The sequence below is a fragment of the Natrialbaceae archaeon AArc-T1-2 genome (assembly GCF_030273315.1).
In the GTDB taxonomy this organism is placed as follows: domain Archaea; phylum Halobacteriota; class Halobacteria; order Halobacteriales; family Natrialbaceae; genus Tc-Br11-E2g1.
Genome location: NZ_CP127174.1, coordinates 2470565 through 2485039, shown reverse-complemented (window position 1 = coordinate 2485039; position 14475 = coordinate 2470565). Strand labels below are relative to the sequence as shown.

Below are 14475 nucleotides of genomic sequence, written 5' to 3'. Positions count from 1 at the left end.
GATCACTCACCTCCCTCTTTGCCTCTGGCGTACGCGTACGCCGCGAGCACCCCGCCCGCCGCGAGCGCGAGAACGCCCGTACTCGGACCACCGTCACCGCTCGGGCTCGACCCGGGCGCTGTACCGCCTGCCTCTTGGTGACGGCTTTGCGTCCACAAGTGCCGCGTGAGAATCTCTTCAGTCGCGTTCGTGTCTAACTCGATTTGACCGCCCTGCCTGAACGCCATCGAATCCACGGGCTCACCGTCAACGTTCCGAATCGCTTCAATCTCGATTTCGTCACTCCGCGGAATCTCAGTGAGACCGTCCGACGTGGACACGAACGCCTGGATGTACTCGTCACCGTACTCCTCGTCGTCCTCACCGGGGATCGTGTACGTTTCTCCAGCGACTACAGCTTCATCGACAGTCGCTTCCACGTACTCGATGTCTTCTTCGGTGAGTTCATCCGCGTCGATCTCACCGCTAAGATCGATTTCGAACGCGAGACTGTGCGGGTCACCGTCCCACTCACCTGCGAGCGAGATTTCCGCGCGCGGAACTACGACCGGTTCCTCACCCTCGACTACAACTACATGCTCACCGTCGTACGGCGGCCCCTCGACTACAACTACATGCTCACCGGCGTCCGTAGCGTCGAGACTGACGTACCTGTCGTCGTACTCGACCGTGCTCGAATCAGGCGACCACGGGCCGAACAGTAGGAGCATCGAGTCCTCGTACGTTCGATCCTCCTCGACGTGATGTATGTCCATCCCGTAATCCGTGTTCGTCGAGTACCCGCGTACCGCCGCGGACATAGCGGCGAAACCGCTGAATCCAGTGTCCTGCCAGTCGATCCCCATTTGCTCTGCGAGCGCCGTCGCGTCCACATCTTCGATTGGGAAGTCACCCGCGTCGTACTCTGCGAGCGCGTCCGCGACGAACGTCTCGATCTCGTCGTCAAGCACCTGGATTTGCTCGTACAACAGGTCAAGCATGTCTCGCGCGCGAGACCGTATGTCCATTTCACCATCGTCGTCACCGTACTCGAACAATCGATAACTTTCGTCTGAGATCGTCGACGGGGGTTCGTAGCTAACGATAAACCGGTCACGCTCATCGTCGCCCTCAGGAACGAACTCCCACCGGTCCTCGGCGTAATCAAGTTGATGAGAATCAATGAAAGGGTGAATGTAGAGCGTCTCCCCATCATCCTCGCCACCCTCAGTGAGCCACTGCGAAACGCCGGTCTCAAGGACTCTTCCATCCATTAACCTCCAATGCGCGACGTGCATCCCTGGCTGATGCAAATCCTCGAACCCGTAAACTGATGGGATGTAGAAATCCGGAGCAGCACCGAACGACGTTTTCGATGCTGTCAAGAAGTAATCCCCTACAACCCGGAGTAAGGCTTCTTCAACGTACACGAACAGATTGTTCTCAACCGTCGAGTACAACCTGCGGACCGCGTTCCGGCACCTGGCTTCGATCTCACTCGCTGTCTCACCAGCGTTGATCCCTTGCATCGTCTCGATTTGAATGAGACCGTGCGCTTGGGATTCTAAAGGTTCGAACGAATTGAGCCAAGAATCGAGGTCTCTGTCGAGTTGCTGCTGCGAACTCAAAATGTCGTACCACGCGTCGATCAAAGCCTCGTCGTCAGTGTAGCTATCTGGGATTTGGAAAGGCCCGAAAAAGTACTCGTGAACGTAATCCCGCGTACTCGCTTCCGCGTCAGTGACTCCCGCCGCGGTTAGCGACATTTGACCGATCGACGTCCCTCCTAAGAGCGCCATTCGCGCAGCTTCGCGCGCGGAAGGGACTCTCCCGTAGCGCTCCACGTCCCGGTCTTGAGAGACGTAATCGTCGTAATCCTCAACTCGGTACTCATCGGTTTCGAGCTCATCCTCGTCGTCGCTCTCACCGTCACCGTCCTCGTCTGCCGCGACCGTCCCTGTAGTGAGCGCTGCCGCTGCCGCGGTCACCGCCGCGCTCCGGCGCAAGAACCCGCGTCGACTCACCCCGCCGAACCGCGCTGGGGGACCGACCGTACTGTGCAACTGCCGTCCGTCGATGTGTGCGTTGCTCATGGTTTTGTCACCTCGAAATAATTGTGTTCACGTCCGTACCTCCCGATTACCCGAGGTAGCTGACGACGTAGAACCCGGCTGCCATGATCACGACTACGACGAGACCGATTGCGTCGCTCGTCGTGATCAAGTCGTGCGCGTAGGCCCAGAACTCGTTAGCAACGAGTATACCGCTCATACCCGCAACGATGTACGTGTACTCGTCGTCCATCTTCGAGAGGTCAGGTTCGTTCGTCACCCATGCACCCGCTAAAGCGAGTACTGAAATGATGAACGCCCAGCTAGGGTCAAGACCCGCCGCGGAATACGCCGTATCCGCGAGATTGAACCCGAACACTTCGATCGTAGCGATACCGCTCATCACTAGTGAACCGATCAAGAATGCTGGCGCGAGGATTGCGTCTTCCGTGTCGATTCGTCCGTACCCTGCCCCGTTCGAGGACAGGTTAATCACACTCATGTTTTGTCGAACCTCAACCGAGAGTGCGCGCTGGTAGCTCTAAAGGGGGGTTAGGGTCGAGAACCCTAAGCGACTCACGGGGTAGGGCGAGACTCACAGTCGCTCTTCCGAGACTCACAGTCACGCACCCTTCGAGAACAATGGTTAGAAGGCCTGAGAACGGGTTTCAACTACACGCAACCAGAAATTTTAGAAGGGTTACTCCTCGTCGTCAGTGAGATCGTCGATCGTGAGTTGACCGGGCGGGATATCCTCTGGATCTTGATGAGCTTTCAACCCGCCTTCCCGCCCGGACTCGCGCGCCTGCTCAACTTCCGCGTTCGCATACGGACTCCAGAACTCCTCTGGAAGCAGGTACTCGCCACCGTCGATCGTACGCTGCGCGGTTCCTGGATCGATCGATTCCGCCGGGTCCTCGTAATCACGCTCGGGGTCGTACCGGCCTGGTTCACCACCGATCGCGCGTACGCCAGTCTCGCACGTGAGTTCCTCGTCGAACAGATTCTCGACGTACTCGGCTATCTCTCCGGTTGTCCGCCACCAACCTCGCCGAACCTGCTCGACGTGCCCGCGGTCTCGAAGCCAATTAAGGATTCGAGGCGACAAATCGCACTCAGACCACCGCCACCGGTACTCAGGGCGCGGGAGATTTGCGAGTAAATCAGCTTTGTACGGGCGTAGCTTCGCCGACTTTGAGCGCGACTTGACCCGTTGCGCTCGGCTCAAGATTGCATCACCCGCCCTTCGGCGACTTCGGTGAGACGACCGGATTCAATCATCGACTCAATATCTCGCTGTACTGTCGAAGGGTGTAAACAGAGATTCCCGGCTTCAATAGCAACGACTGTCGACACGTCCGCGCCTTCATCTTCCTGCGACTCATCTACCTTTCTAACCCGGTGGTAGATGCTTGTTTTCCGCTGACTTTGAGGCGGGGCTTCCGGTGTCTCTGTCTGTTCGATGTGCTCTTCAACAGGGACTAATTCGTCGAGTCGATCCTCAGCACGGGAGAACATTTCCATCTCACCGACGTACATCCAAGTCCAACCGTTCTCGTGCGCGTGAACCTTGTACGGTCCTCTCTCACGATCGTGCGCTACGTCACGGTGATCGACGTACCACATGTCGAGTTTCCCAGGGCCTTCGATTTCGACAGTCGTTATTTCCCAGTCACCCGTCTTGTCACTCACACCTTCGATCTCGTCAGTCACGGTTTCGAGGGCGTCTTCCGGCACTGGTACCGCTTCGTCTCCTTCACTCGATTCCGGTTCAAGCTCTTCAGGATTGGCTGGGGTTTCGTCTACTCGGCGCTGATCATCGTCCCGGTCACCCGTATCGATGACGAGCACTTCCGTCAACCCGGCAACGACTTGGATCTTAAGATCGGCTTCATCCGACGTGACGATAGCGTCCTTGACAAGCACTTCCGCTCCTTCGCCCGCGTCCGCGAACTCTCGACTCTCAACGATCTCGTACCTGTACGAGTCAGTCTCGTCACGCACAACTCCTTGATCGTCCAACCACGGCACCGGCTCGTCACGCACGTTATCGATCGTTCCTCGAAGGTCGAACCGTCCCGGTTCTAACTCGTTGAGCGGCGTCACCGGGTCACTCGACTCGTCGTCACCCGACTCGTCAGTGAGTCCTAACTGCTCACGGTACCTGTCCGCGTGAGTCGTGTCCTCACCGAGTGTGTCGACAGCGTCCCCGGTGAATCTGATTCCTTTGTACACGTGCGGGCGGTCACCGTCTTCAGAACCCCACGAACGCAAGTAGTGACCGGTCGAGAACGTTAAGCTCGTTAACCGACCGAGTCCTTTACCGATCGTTTTCTTATCCTTCTGCGGCCAACCACGCTGCGGGGCCAGCTTATCGTACAAGGTTTTGATGTCGTCGAGCGCAACCGCGGCACTCGGGTCATTCTCGAACGCGAAACGCGCCAGCGACGCGATCGGATCGGCTTCCTCCTCGTACGATTCCATCCGCTCGTCCGGCGTTCGATCGTCGCTGAAATCCCCGTGCACTTGGATGCGCCGTGCACCCTCAACCATTCGGTACAGTACTGCTGCGAGCGCACCGTCCGACGTGAGCTCATCGAGTAACTCTGAACGTGACTTAGCCTGTTTCTGCGCCGGATCATCCGGGTCCGGATCCGAGACGAAACGGTACGGTAACTCAACGTGATACAACCTGTCTTTCACCGCGTCCGACTGTTCAACGAACGCGGGCGGCTCATTCGCCCCGAACAACATCGTAGCGCTGTTGTACGCGTCGTACGCGGGCTTCCCCTTCGGCTCAACTTCGACCTTGTCGTTACCAGTGTGCGCTTTCAAATCGCTAATGTCCGAAATGATCGTTCCGGCGATGTCCGGCGCGATATTCGCCATTCGATCAACGACTCTTGACGACGAGAACCGGTTATCAACGATTTTCGAGAGCGGAGTTCCTGACGTGTTCTCCTCACCGAGAACCTGGATTAACAGTTCGAATAACAGGCTTTTCCCGTTATTCCCGTTCCCGTGCAGAATGAAGAATCCTTTCGGTTCGTACTCTGGGGTAAGGGTGTGACCGAACCATTCCCAAATCAAGTCCTCGTCTCGCTCGCCTGTCGCGTCCGACGTGAGATTTTCGAGGAATGCGTCTACTCTTTCGAGTTTCGCAGAGTCCGGATTCCACGCGGCGTTAAGTCTGTACGTGAAGCGGTGCTCAGGGTCGTGAGGCTTGATTTCCGCGGTCCCTGGATCAATCCGACCGTCATCGTCTAAATCCAGGGATTCGAGCACGAGAACGCCGTCTTCGAGCGGGATTAACGTCTCGTCAATGTTGCCAGCGTCTAACTCGTCACTGTGCACCTTGTGCCTGTTAGCGATTAAGTGCTCAACGTGATTGCACTCAGATTCAGTCGCGTGACCGTCCAACTCCTCAGACATCACTTCACGGATCACGCTCGACCCGTCGTTCGACCACCCGGTTTCCGCGTCGTACGTCCACAAGTCGTACTTCCCGGGCTTCGACCGGTCGCTAATACACATCCACTCGTACTCGTACTCAAGCGTCTTCACCGCCAACTCTCTAGCTGGGCGCTTCGGGGTGCCCGGAGTGGCTTCGATCGCCTTGTACTGCTCAAGCACCTCGTACCACCTGTACACTTCGAGATTCGAGGGGTGCACCGCACCGACCTCGCCTAACACGTCGAGAGTCGATTCCTCGTGCGCCTGCACGATCTCTTCGCGCGTCTCGATCGAGACCGCGTCGACACCGTCGCGCTCGATCTTGGCGAACACTTCTTCGAGAGTGAGATCTTCCGCGCCGTACTCCGCCTCTAAAACGTCACTCTCATCGCTCTCATCGCTCTCGGCGAAGAATTGATCGGCGTCGTACTCGACACTCCCATCGCTTTCATCGTCGCTCTCACCGAGTCCAAGATCGAATTGTTCGTACTCGTCGTCCCCGTCAGGGACGTGTCGACCCTCCATGCGCTCGTCGTCACCGCTCGCACCGCCCGCGTCGCCGAACCGCTCATCCGCCCACTCGTCACCGTCGTCGTTCGCCATCTATCGCTCACCTCGCGGTGCGCTGAAAACCATGTCGTAGCGGTATCGATCCTGCTCGCGCTGTTCCTGCTCCTCTTCGCTCAGATACTTGGATTCCCACGCTAACGCGCACGTCACTTCATCCGCCTGCTCACCGCATCCACGACACCAACACACGTGCTCGAAGGGTCGAGTGTAAACGTCGTGCGACTCGCAAACTGGACAAATCGCACGGAAGACGTCTTCCTGCTGCATTTCGCGTGGGGTCTCGTCGTTCGTCGCCATTACCGCTCACCCCCGTTGCAACCAGAACTACAAATTTTCTCGACTACACTACCGCGCGTGTCGATGCTGTACACAGATTCGAGCGGGATTCGCAGATCGATCCCCGTTTCGCGCGCGAACTCGTAGATGCACACGCACCGATCCTTGTTCACAAAGTGGTGCGCTGCGTCGATCGTCTCTGTCGTCTCGCCGTTATCGAAAGTGATTCGGGCGGGCTTGTCTCCGTTCGTGTCTGTTGTGTTTGGGTTTTCCATCGTGGTTCACCGATGTTCGCTTGTGTACGGAACCGGCGACGACCCGGGAAGTGAGTCGGAAGTGAACCACGCGGAAGTGAATTGAATTGAGTCGAGTGCGTGGGTCGTCGCTTTCTGACCGGCGGGAATGAATCGAAGTGGGAAGTGGATTTGAAGTATCGATCAGTGCCGGTTGGGTTTCCGTCTAATCCTATGTAAGTCTCGTATCCTTATAAAACCTTTGCGCGACTCACCCACTAACTGACACTGGCGAGACTACGAGTACGTGCGAGAGAATGCCGTTCTGACCAATTTACAAAATCAATATCAGGATTATTACTCTACTCACAGTCCGGGTTAGAGACTCACAATCTGACCAAATTACAACCGTTGCCGTCGCCAGTTGAGAATCGATGAGTCAACCCATATTCACCGAGTCGATGGAGAGGGTGGAGAGGGTACCCTTTCCACTACCCTCCCCACTAAAATCGCCATACGGCGTAAGGATAACTGGTAGGTGGTTAGGGTGGCTAGGGTAAATTCAGAAGCTGGAAATGAAGAGGTAAGAACTAAAACAAGAACATAAGATCATAGAAGGGTAAAGATAGGGATACCCTTGGTCTCCACCCTAACCACCCTAGCCACCCTCACTCGACCCGTACGCCTTCTTGCGTTTTTGGTGGGGAGGGTGCTGGTGAGGGTACCCTAGCCGCCGTCACCAATCGATCCGTCACTGCATGATCGACTCACCGACGACAATTCCCCGTGCGGCCACGACTCGACTCTGGACAAAACGTTCGGTCACGGGTCAACTACTTTCGCCGCTCTCTGCACGACTTGTTCGCTCTCACTATAACGCCGTCGTCGGTTTCGCGTCGTCACTGGTTCACTCGCTGATTTCTGGACAAAACGTGCACTAACTACACCCCTCCCCGGGGGTGGGGGTACCCCCGGGGTGGGGGTTAACGGGGTTGATGGCGCTGTTGCTAAGAGCTTTAGAACACTTCTAAACGATTTTGACGCGTCGGAACGGTGGTTTGAAGGGGGTGTTTAGGGTCATTATCTTCCAAAAACGGGGTCTATGATAGTAGTATAATCAGTAATTCTACCCCCTCCCCCGGGGGGTGGGGGTGCGCTTACGCTGAGAACGCGTCTGCGAGAGTCAGTTCATCGTCACTCTCTCGATCGACTCGGAAGATTGACTGGCACTCGCGGCACACGGCGCGCGCACCGGCGCAAGTCACTCGCCCTTCACAAGACGGGCATTCGCTCTCGATTCCACCTTGGTGCTCGACCGGTTCCTGCTCGTCGTCGTTGTTGTCACGGTTCGGTGCGAGCGAGTCAATCGGGTAGATCGTGTTGCACCCTTCGCACAGCGCTTTCTCATCACCGTAGTGAATCGTCGCGGGCGACGCGCACGTGATGCACTCTTTCCTCAAGTGACGCGTCTCACCTTCGACTCTAAGCTTTCTCGCTACTCTCGCTACCCCGTTGCCTTCCCCGTCCGTCTCGTCACTGCCCTGTCTTGCGTCTTCAGTAGGTGAGTCGTCGTAGTAATCTGCGATATCGATGTCTACTCGCGTATCGATTTCTTCGTCGTCGGTCTCGGGTTCGAAACGTAGTGACTCGTAATCGATCTCATTCTCGGGTTCGTCACGCTCCCACGCGACCAACTCTGCTTGCTCAGTCTCGACCGGTTCCTTCTCATCGTCGTCGCTCTCACGCGCGTCCTCAACGGGTTCGTCCTGTGCCTCGGGTTGCGCCTCGTCGTTCTCGTCGTCGCTGCTCTCACTGCTCTCGACTGCGTCTAGCAGCTGCTCTTCGAGTTCGTTTGGGGACTGATTCGGCTCAACACCAAGATCGGGCGCGAGTGCTTGCCAGTCGTAGTACTCCATGCTCTCGATGTCCTCGCGGGAGTACTGACTGGCGACTCCTGGCGTTGGTTCCCGCACGGCGTTTTTCAATTCTGTTAGTAACTCGTCCCCGGAGAGATTCGCGTCTACCCCGTATTGACCGGCGATTTGCTGGCGTTCGTAGTGCTCCATCGATTCGACGTCTTCGGGGGAGTGTTCGGTCGGGTCTGTCATTACTTACTGTACGTTTTGGTGGCGCATAGAACCCCCTACCCCGGGGTGGGGGTGCGCTTGGTTTGGACCGTCGTCGCTTACTCTCGCTCGGGGAACGATCGTCGCGGCACGCACCGAGTCCGGGGGTGCGTCGTTGCTCTCGACCCTAACCGATCGTCGGGGTTTATGGGACTGCTCCTTCAAACGATTCGCTACCCGGCTGGATGGTCGCTCATACGATCGTGCATCGAGCGCATCAATGCACCGCGAGAACAGGGGGCGTATCCCCTCGAATCAACCGCCGTCGCGTGATTCAACTTCGATTAAATTACGAGTGGGTTGGGGCAGATTTGAACTGCCGACTTCCTCCGTGTGAAGGAGGTATCATAACCGGACTAGATCACCAACCCGCGTTCGACGGTACCTGACGGTCCAACTTAAGCCTTCCTTTCGAAAATCCCACGCGATCACGTCCTCGAGCGTCTGCGAGCAATGCCTCGAGACGGTCCGGTTCGGGTTCGGGTTCGTGGCCGCTCAGCTCGCGGAATTTCGTCGTGACCGGCTCGAGCTGTTCTTCGAGGCCGAGTCTGGCGTGTTCGCTGGCGCGGGTGAGGTAGTACCAGGCGTCTTCGAAGTGCTTGTTCATGGATCCGGATGGGAGTCTGTACCACGCAAATAAAGACCGGTGTCAAAGGACAGGATAGGTCGTGGCCGCAGACGGCCCCTCGCGTCGCTGCCATCGCTCGAGACGGCGTTTCGTCAGTGAGCCGAGGGTCCGGATACGTCGATCAGCGGTCGCTGCCCACGGAGTGAACGTTCGAGGAAGGAGCCGGTCGAAGCAGATTCCGAGGGAGCCGACGCGCTCGTCGGCGTGGTCGCCGATCTCAGTAGGACGGCTCGTCTTCGGGTTCGCCGTCGCGTTTGTTGACGACGCGAGCGAGCGTGAACAGCCCGTCCGACAGCCGGTTCAGGTACTCGATCGCCTGCTGGTTGACCGGCTCTTCGGACGCGAGCGCTACCGCCCGTCGCTCGGCACGACGACAGACGGTGCGTGCGTGATGGAGCCGTGCGCCGTGGTCGCTTCCCGTCGGAAGGATAAACGACGTTAGCGGCTCGAGTTCCTCGTCGTACTCGTCGATCCAGTCTTCGATCGTCTCGACGTGGTCGGACTCGACGACCGGATCGTCGTCGCCGGCTTCGGGGTTCGCGAAGTCCGCCTGGACGACGTGGAGGTGGTTCTGGATCGCCTCGAGGCGGTCGTCGACGTCCTCGTATCCCGTCGGCCGGACGGTTCCGAGCAACGCGTTGAGTTCGTCGACCGCGCCGTAGGCCTCGATGCGATGACTCGCTTTCGAAACCCGGGTCATATCTCGGAGATCGGTCTGTCCTTCGTCACCGCGGCCGGTGTAGATCGTCATGCTCGAGCGGACGCAGGCTCGTCACTTAACTCCGATGTCGATCGGAAGACGATCGACCGCCTGTGGGGTAAATCAGTACCTTGAACTCGATTCGGGTTCGACTCCCGGTATGGCTCACGAACTCGAGCACGAGTGTCCGGAGTGCGGTGCCGACACCTTCTACCGTGTAGCGAGTACGACGGTTCACCTCGGCGAGAAAGTGAAGTGGCACTGCGTCGACTGCGAGTACGGCTTCGTCCGGATCGACGGGATCGACTCGAGCGAGACGCCCGCCTGAGTCGACTCGAGCGCGGCCAGATACCGGGCGTGATTTTTTCACGACGCCCGACGAACGCCGGCGTATGTACACGAAAGTATCACTCGAGAACGCCGAAGCACGCGAGTTCGAGGACGGACCGACGCTGCGGTCGATCGGCTACGACCTCCAGGCCGAGCGGATGCGACCGGCCGTCTGGGAGTACGAGGCCGGCGAGGAAAACGCCTACCACCGCCAGGACGAACAGGAAGAGCTGTACGTCGTCCTCGAGGGCCGATTCGACGTGACGATCGAACGAGACGACGACCGATCGGTCGTCGAACTCGGGAGGGACGACTGCTTGCTCGTTCCGCCCGAACCCTGGCGACAGCTCGCGGCTCGCGAGGACGGGACGGTACTCGTCGTCGGCGCGCCGAACGTGAAAGACGACGGCATTCTCGAGGAGTGATCGACGTCCCGGAGACGGGAAACGCGTCGGGAGATCAAACACTTCGGTACGGGCCCAGCCGCGTCCCGTCGAGCAGGTACGCCTCGCCCGCGTCGAGCCCGTCGGGGAGAAACGGCGCGAGAAACGACTGCTCAGAGACGTTCACCCAGGTCCCGCCGACGAGGTCGTTGAACGCCGGCACGACGACGAGCCGAGGTGGGCCGTCGGCGAACGTCATCTCGTCGTACTCATCCGCGAACGGTGTCGGATCGAGCTGTCCGCGCAGCCAGACGGGTTCGACGCGACGGCCCCCGACCTCGTCCTCGAGGCGAACGCAGGGATGTTCGTGACCGAGACAGACGACGTCGGCCGCGAGCACCTCGGGTGCGGGCCAGGTGTGGCCGTGACAGATACCGAGTGACCCAACTCGCGTTCCGTCCCCGGAGACGACGGTCACGTCACGCTGTCGACGTTCGGCCCCGTCGGGATCGAGCCACGTCTCGATCGCTCCGTCGTGGTTGCCTTTCACGAGCGTCACGCCGACGTCTGCCGGCAGCGACTCGAACAACACCTCGAGTTCGCCCCGTTCTGCCCCGCCGGGGTCGCCGATCGAGTGCATCAGGTCGCCGAGGACGAGAAGCCGGTCGACGCCGGTTCGCTCGAGCAACGAACGCAGACGCTCGCGGCGCTCGTCGGCGCGACTCGGCACCTCGAGACCGCGCTCGTATCGCAGGCCGGCCTCGTAGCCGGCGTGGTAGTCGGCGATCACGAGCGCCCGTTCGGCTCCGAGGTCGGCGACGGCCGCTGGTTCGTCGGGAACTGGCTCGAGAATCGGTGAGGCGGACCGTCGATTCCGGCTCATGCGATCACGCGGTCAGATCGCCTTCAGGGTGTCGTCGTCGGGTTCGAAACAGCGCCCGCTCATCAGGGCGTTCTGGATCGCCTCCTCGACGTCGTCCGCGCTCGCGTCGGTCTCGTCGACGACCGTGGCGATCACCGCCTCGCGGTCGGCACCGTCGCCGTCGTCGAGGTCGGTCATCGTCTCGACGACGGCCGACTGGAGGTCGATCTCGTCGTCGACAGCTGGTTCGTCGTCGACAGCGGGTTCTACATCGGACTCGTCTTCGACGTCGGATTCGGTGTCGCTGCCGTCTTCCGACGCGTCCTCGAGATCGCCCTCGAAGGCAGCGTCGGTTTCGTCGGCGTCGTCGTCCGTAGCGATCTCCTCGTCGGGTTCGGGAACGTCGATGTCCGCCTCGTCGGGTTCGGGAACGTCGATGTCCGCCTCGCCCGGTTCGTCGAGTTCAGCTCCTGTCGCGAACTCCGCGCCGAACTTCGCTTCGAGCTCCTCGCGTTCCTCGTCGTCCATCTCGTACATCTCGTCGTCGAGGCCGCCAGTTTCGAAGTCGCCGAGTTCGTCCTCGTCTGCGTCGTCTTCGCTCTCGTCCACTCCGAACGGCGACTCCTCGTCGATGCTCGAGCCGTCGCCAGCGGTCACCACGCTGGATGGCTCCTCGTCGGTCGCGTCAGGGCTCGTCTCGACCGCCGGGGCGTCGTCGGTCGTCTCGGTCTCGGGCTCGGTTTCGCCGGTCGTCTCGGCGACGCCACCGGCCGGTATCGGCTCGGAACGCGTCTCGTCCGATGGCTCGGAACGCGTCTCGTCCGATTCACGATCGCCCGTCCGCGCGAGCGTCGCGAACGACGACGCGTCGGCACTCGTATCGGCCGGTCCGAGATCGAACGGCTCGACCTGATCGCGATCGCCGGCGACGACCCGAACCGCGTCGACCGCCAGCTCGCGAAGCCCCTCGAGGTACGCCGGCGTCGTCCCGTAGTGATCCTGTGCGAGTGGAATACCGTGTGCCAGTCCGTCCTCGAGACCGGCCTCGAGCAAGGCATCGGCGAGGCCGCCGCCGGACGCTTCGAGTCCCGCGGCGTGGGCGTAGGTCGCGACCCGCTCGAGGGTCTGTTCGGCCGCGCCGACGACCCAGCGGTCGCGGGTGTCGGCGTCGACGGTCGCGATGCTTTCGGGACGAACCGAGGTGTAGACCCGGTCGCCGTCGTCGGGTTCGAACGTGCGGGCTTTTCCGGTGACGGCGACGAACGATGGCGGCTCGGCCCGCTCTAAGAAGGCGAGTTCGTCGGGCTGGTACTGGCCGGCATAGACGACGAACGCCCCCGTCGGATCGACGACGCGGGCCCGAACCATCTCCTCGTTGACTCGCGAGACCTCCGTCAAGGTGCCGACGACGAACAGCCGATTGATCCGCGCGCCCGTCGGCGTAACGACGTAGTTCGGCGCGCGTTCCTCGTCGCTTTCGGTGTGTGAAAGCGTCGCGTCGTCGTACTCGGCGGCAAAGAGCCGGTAGGCGATCTCCCGGCCACCACCCTCGCCGTTCGCGCTCATGTCTCTACCTCCTCGAGGAAGGCCGCCGCACGCGCGGCCGGATCGTCGTCACACTCCGCGAAGCTGCTCACGTCTACGTTCGCGCCGTACTCGTCGACCGAGAGGTGTCCACGCGCACGGTACTCCCGGCCGACGATTCGGTCTCGGATCGTGTCGGCGACGACTTCCTGGTCCATCGCCTCGCGGGCCTGTTCTAAGGCGTCCTCGAGGGTCCCGCCGTAGACTGACTCGGTGAGTTCGTCGTCGAGGACGGCGGTGACGGTGCCGGTGCCGTCGTCCAGAATCGCTTTCACCCGAAGGTCGTCGACGCCGTCGACGTCGCCGTGGGTTCGACACTGTCCTTTCTGGATGACCCGGTTGCACTTGGGACAGCGCTGGATCAATCCGGAGCCGTCTCGCACCGCGAGCACGCTGCCGACGAGTTCGACGTCGTAGACGCCGCCGGTCGCGACCGCCTCGCCGATCGCCATCGCCGTGGCGTCGCTGCCGACGTCGACCTCACGTTCGAGGGGAGCGACCGTCGAGAACGAGGAGACGTTGACCTCGGGAACGCCCCGGAACTCCCGGACGTAAGCGTTCTCGATCCGGACGGTCGCGCCCTCTTCGAGGAGAGGATCGGGCTCCCAGCACGTAAAGGGGAGTCGGCCGCTCTCGTCGCCGAAAACGCCGCTTTGAATCTCGGTCTCGCCGTCCCGGCCGTCGATCGTCCGACGGTCGCACTCGAGGACCTGCACTTCGACGGTCCGTGCGCGGTCGCCCGTCTCGAGGTCGGCGAGGTCGGCTTCGCCGCCGATCTCGTAGGGTACTGCGAGTTCCTCGTCGGCGAACGACACCGACGTGCTCTCGCCGAGGTTGAGTTCGGGCTCACCGTCCCACTCCCGGACGGAGGCGTTGCCGATCGTGATCGTATCGCCCGGCGAGAGGCCGAACTCCTCCCAGGCGGTGTAGTCGATGACCCCCGTCTCGTCGGCGAGTCGTCCTTCGACGATGACGTGATCCGAGCCCTGGTAGCGGATGGATCGCTTCCCCGCCGTCAACACCCGTGCGGTGACCGTCACCGCACTCGAGTCGGACGTAATCTCGGCGACGTCGACCGTCGACGGCGTCGTCCCGCCACTTCCCGTGTCGTCGCCGTACTTGCGTCGCAAGCTCCCTTTGGCCTCGTCGATCGGCACGCTGTACTCGACGAGGTTCGATAAGTCCGCTTTGACCTCCTCTTTGTCGACACCGAGGTCGGAGGCGAGTTCCTCGGCATGGTTGTCGAGATCCATCACCGGCTTTTCGTCCGGGGCCTTAAAAAGCGTTGCCGCGGGGCGGG

The 14475-nt window shown here is 60.4% G+C and carries 12 protein-coding genes and 1 tRNA gene; 2 read left to right on the top strand and 11 right to left on the bottom strand.

All coding sequences use genetic code 11. The features are described 5' to 3' along the window. Nucleotides 1-2 precede the first annotated feature (2 nt). The 8 genes from QQ977_RS12780 to QQ977_RS12745 form a co-directional block, all read right to left on the bottom strand. Nucleotides 3-2072: a hypothetical protein gene (locus QQ977_RS12780; RefSeq protein WP_285926160.1), complete on the bottom strand. Its 2070-nt coding sequence runs from the start codon at nucleotides 2070-2072 to the stop codon at nucleotides 3-5. 46 nt (nucleotides 2073-2118) lie between these two features. After that, complete coding sequence (locus QQ977_RS12775) at nucleotides 2119-2532, bottom strand: hypothetical protein (RefSeq protein WP_285926159.1); 414 nt, start codon at nucleotides 2530-2532, stop codon at nucleotides 2119-2121. Between the two features lie 198 nt (nucleotides 2533-2730). After that, nucleotides 2731-3138: a hypothetical protein gene (locus tag QQ977_RS12770; protein WP_285926158.1), complete on the bottom strand. Its 408-nt coding sequence runs from the start codon at nucleotides 3136-3138 to the stop codon at nucleotides 2731-2733. Nucleotides 3139-3254: 116 nt separating this feature from the next. After that, complete coding sequence (locus tag QQ977_RS12765) at nucleotides 3255-6086, bottom strand: DNA primase family protein (protein ID WP_285926157.1); 2832 nt, start codon at nucleotides 6084-6086, stop codon at nucleotides 3255-3257. Between the two features lie 1633 nt (nucleotides 6087-7719). Beyond that, nucleotides 7720-8670: a hypothetical protein gene (locus QQ977_RS12760; RefSeq protein WP_285926156.1), complete on the bottom strand. Its 951-nt coding sequence runs from the start codon at nucleotides 8668-8670 to the stop codon at nucleotides 7720-7722. Nucleotides 8671-8984: 314 nt separating this feature from the next. Continuing rightward, nucleotides 8985-9059, bottom strand: a tRNA-Val gene (locus tag QQ977_RS12755). Continuing rightward, on the bottom strand, nucleotides 9050-9295 hold the full coding sequence (locus tag QQ977_RS12750) for a DUF7553 family protein (RefSeq protein ID WP_285926155.1): 246 nt from the start codon (nucleotides 9293-9295) through the stop codon (nucleotides 9050-9052). The genes QQ977_RS12755 and QQ977_RS12750 overlap by 10 nt, the downstream gene beginning before the upstream one ends. 238 nt (nucleotides 9296-9533) lie before the next feature. Then, nucleotides 9534-10067, bottom strand: a complete 534-nt coding sequence (locus QQ977_RS12745; RefSeq protein WP_285926154.1) for a cob(I)yrinic acid a,c-diamide adenosyltransferase — start codon at nucleotides 10065-10067, stop codon at nucleotides 9534-9536. Nucleotides 10068-10176: 109 nt separating this feature from the next. Between QQ977_RS12745 and QQ977_RS12740 the strand changes: the two genes are divergently transcribed. Then, nucleotides 10177-10344, top strand: a complete 168-nt coding sequence (locus QQ977_RS12740; protein WP_285926153.1) for a hypothetical protein — start codon at nucleotides 10177-10179, stop codon at nucleotides 10342-10344. A 64-nt stretch (nucleotides 10345-10408) separates the two neighbouring features. Further along, a complete protein-coding gene (locus tag QQ977_RS12735; RefSeq protein ID WP_285926152.1) occupies nucleotides 10409-10771 on the top strand; it encodes a cupin domain-containing protein in 363 nt (120 codons plus the stop codon). Nucleotides 10772-10805: 34 nt separating this feature from the next. Here the strand turns inward: QQ977_RS12735 and QQ977_RS12730 are convergent, their stop codons facing one another. The 3 genes from QQ977_RS12730 to QQ977_RS12720 are packed head-to-tail and all read right to left on the bottom strand — an operon-like array spanning nucleotide 10806 to nucleotide 14428. After that, nucleotides 10806-11612 carry a metallophosphoesterase gene (locus QQ977_RS12730; RefSeq protein ID WP_285926151.1) on the bottom strand — a complete coding sequence of 269 codons (807 nt, stop codon included), beginning with the start codon at nucleotides 11610-11612 and terminating at the stop codon, nucleotides 10806-10808. 12 nt (nucleotides 11613-11624) lie between these two features. Further along, nucleotides 11625-13157 (bottom strand): RPA family protein, encoded by a 1533-nt coding sequence (locus QQ977_RS12725; RefSeq protein ID WP_285926150.1) that lies wholly within the window; start codon nucleotides 13155-13157, stop codon nucleotides 11625-11627. Then, the gene (locus QQ977_RS12720; protein WP_285926149.1) at nucleotides 13154-14428 is read right to left on the bottom strand and encodes a Single-stranded DNA binding protein; all 1275 of its coding nucleotides are present in this window, start codon (nucleotides 14426-14428) and stop codon (nucleotides 13154-13156) included. Before QQ977_RS12720 ends, QQ977_RS12725 begins: the two co-directional genes overlap by 4 nt. Nucleotides 14429-14475 lie beyond the last annotated feature (47 nt).

Coding starts and splice junctions, on each gene's coding strand:
- QQ977_RS12780 (WP_285926160.1), bottom strand. CDS start 2,072: ATGAGCAACGCACACATCGACGGACGGCAGTTGCACAGTACGGTCGGT.
- QQ977_RS12750 (WP_285926155.1), bottom strand. CDS start 9,295: ATGAACAAGCACTTCGAAGACGCCTGGTACTACCTCACCCGCGCCAGC.
- QQ977_RS12765 (WP_285926157.1), bottom strand. CDS start 6,086: ATGGCGAACGACGACGGTGACGAGTGGGCGGATGAGCGGTTCGGCGAC.
- QQ977_RS12730 (WP_285926151.1), bottom strand. CDS start 11,612: ATGAGCCGGAATCGACGGTCCGCCTCACCGATTCTCGAGCCAGTTCCC.
- QQ977_RS12725 (WP_285926150.1), bottom strand. CDS start 13,157: ATGAGCGCGAACGGCGAGGGTGGTGGCCGGGAGATCGCCTACCGGCTC.
- QQ977_RS12720 (WP_285926149.1), bottom strand. CDS start 14,428: ATGGATCTCGACAACCATGCCGAGGAACTCGCCTCCGACCTCGGTGTC.
- QQ977_RS12745 (WP_285926154.1), bottom strand. CDS start 10,067: ATGACGATCTACACCGGCCGCGGTGACGAAGGACAGACCGATCTCCGA.
- QQ977_RS12740 (WP_285926153.1), top strand. CDS start 10,177: ATGGCTCACGAACTCGAGCACGAGTGTCCGGAGTGCGGTGCCGACACC.
- QQ977_RS12775 (WP_285926159.1), bottom strand. CDS start 2,532: ATGAGTGTGATTAACCTGTCCTCGAACGGGGCAGGGTACGGACGAATC.
- QQ977_RS12760 (WP_285926156.1), bottom strand. CDS start 8,670: ATGACAGACCCGACCGAACACTCCCCCGAAGACGTCGAATCGATGGAG.
- QQ977_RS12735 (WP_285926152.1), top strand. CDS start 10,409: ATGTACACGAAAGTATCACTCGAGAACGCCGAAGCACGCGAGTTCGAG.